Source organism: Candidatus Magnetobacterium casense (genome assembly GCF_019173545.1).
GTDB lineage: Bacteria > Nitrospirota > Thermodesulfovibrionia > Thermodesulfovibrionales > Magnetobacteriaceae > Magnetobacterium > Magnetobacterium cryptolimnobacter.
Window position 1 is genome coordinate 1 of sequence record NZ_JABXWD010000520.1, and the last position, 2,087, is coordinate 2,087.

Sequence of the window (2,087 nt, forward strand, 5' to 3'; positions counted from 1 at the left end):
ACCTCTGAGATGTTTTTAAAGGCCAACCCCATGTTCCCCTTTACCATGAACCTCCTGTAACTCTCCTGCGTAATGCCGTGGCAGGAAAAGATCAACACCTCCAGACCGGATTGCACTATCTTTCGGGCAAGGGTGTCATCGACGAAGTTCATGTTTGACGACACGCCAACCCCCACGTTGCGTTTGGTGGCATACGCAATCATGTCAATGCACCGGGGGTCAAGAAATGGTTCGCCAAACCCATACAGGTTTATCTTGAACAGGTACGGGGCAAGCTCATCTATAAGCTGCTTAAAACCATCCAGCGACATCTTCCCGTAGGGACGCTCACCCTCCAGGGGGGCACGTCTGCCATCGTAGCAGTAGGCGCAGGAGAGATTACACATGTTGGTGGTTTCCAGTTTCAGGATATACGGAAACGAACCCAGGCGGGTCTTCCTGATGAGTCTGTTGTACTCTGTGTGGCAGAAGTTCAGGAGCTTTCTTGCGGTAAGGTGCTTGTAGAAGGCATAGAGATGCCTCTTGAGGATACCAAATACCACCACGGGATTCATGCCGTGCGTTGCCAGGTCTATAGTCGGCATCGATGCCTCTGTGTCGTACACACAGTTTTCAGTCGGCTACGTTTTGAGTATCTCTCTGGCAACCTTAAACCCCTGACTGACCGCCGCAGGAACCATACAAAAGAAGAATCCCCCCATGCGCCCCACCGAATAGACGTTCCGGTAAGCGTGTATACCACTGAGGGCATCTGCCATTTCTTGTTCGTAGTTGAGTCCGTAGACGGGCATACACGGACCAACCTTTAGCACCTTCGATTGACGCAGGTGGCTCTTTTTAAACAATCCGGCCTTTTCGACGTCCTCTACCGTGCGTTTTAGTATGTACAGTTGATCTAAGTCATTTTCATAGTGCAGTATAACACAGATGCCCTCTGCTGCTGAGGCAGAGTTCTCCCTGCCATATATGTTTGACGGGAAGTACACGCGCTTAAAGCACAGCTCCTGGTTGGTGTAGTAGACATAGAGCAACGGGCGATTAACGTACCTTCTGCGCTGGTAGGTCAGAAAGACAAAGGCGAGTCTTGCATAATTAAGCCTCGGGGTGTTGATGCCAAGCAGGACATTGAGGTCATCCACGGAGCCGGTCCAGACCAGGTCTTGCACCGGATAGGCAACGCCCTTGACGTTGACGGCATTGATGCGTCCCTGTGCCTTATTAAATCGCAACTGACCACAGTCCAGGATGGTTTCGCCGCCGTTTTGGGTATACATCTGCCAGAGCTTTTGCGGCAGACGCTCAAACCCCTTAGCGGGATAGTAGTATGTCTGCCAGAGCGTCCTTATGACCCTCAACAGCAGAGGCGATGACGTTGTGCAATCACCAGGGGCCTGCAGTTGATTGCGTGCGCCTCTGTCAACACGGGCAACCCAGTGACAATGCAGGTCGTGTCCCGATATAAGGGTTTTCTTGCGGAGCATCGGTTCAAAGACCTCCTCGTAGTACGCCTCACCGAACTTGTTGATCATATCCTGCGCTACTGATTCAGGCTGTCCTGTCTGGTGGGCGTTTCTATTGAGGAATGCCTCCAGCATCTGTCGCTTAAAGCGCCAGGGATACAGTAGCAGGTCGGTTACTGACATTGGCAGGGCATATGTCCGTTTACCGTTGTTTATGCCAAACCGCCAGCGTCGCTTTATAACCTCCTCCTTGTCAAGCAGCCCCAGGATGAATTCCTCTGCCTCAAGCCCTTTTCTGTATATAAACACGTGCGGACCGATGTCAAAGACAACCCCGTCAAGGGTAAAGCTCCGACATAAGCCTCCAACCCTGTCATCCCTCTCTATGAGCAGACATCGTCTGTTGGCCTTAGCCAGTGCGTAGGCCGCAGTCAGTCCCGTCATTCCGGCTCCGACAATCACCGTATACATAACTCCACCCCCCTTGTCATTGTTCCCCTGTCATCCATCTCATCGGTTTTGCCTCCAAGTGAACGATTAAATCTATTTTACTATATCATTATGAATCATGCGGTGTCAATGCGAAATTTCTCACGGTAAATATATCACAGTCTAAGGATGGGGTCA

The 2,087-nt window shown here is 51.2% G+C and carries 2 protein-coding genes; both read right to left on the minus strand.

What is annotated here, in order from left to right:
• A partial coding sequence (locus HWQ67_RS17090) for a radical SAM protein (protein ID WP_218253898.1) occupies nucleotides 1-584 on the minus strand: 584 nt, incomplete at its 3' end.
• A 36-nt stretch (nucleotides 585-620) separates the two neighbouring features.
• On the minus strand, nucleotides 621-1,931 hold the full coding sequence (locus HWQ67_RS17095) for a protoporphyrinogen/coproporphyrinogen oxidase (protein ID WP_218253899.1): 1,311 nt from the start codon (nucleotides 1,929-1,931) through the stop codon (nucleotides 621-623).
• Nucleotides 1,932-2,087: the final 156 nt, after the last annotated feature.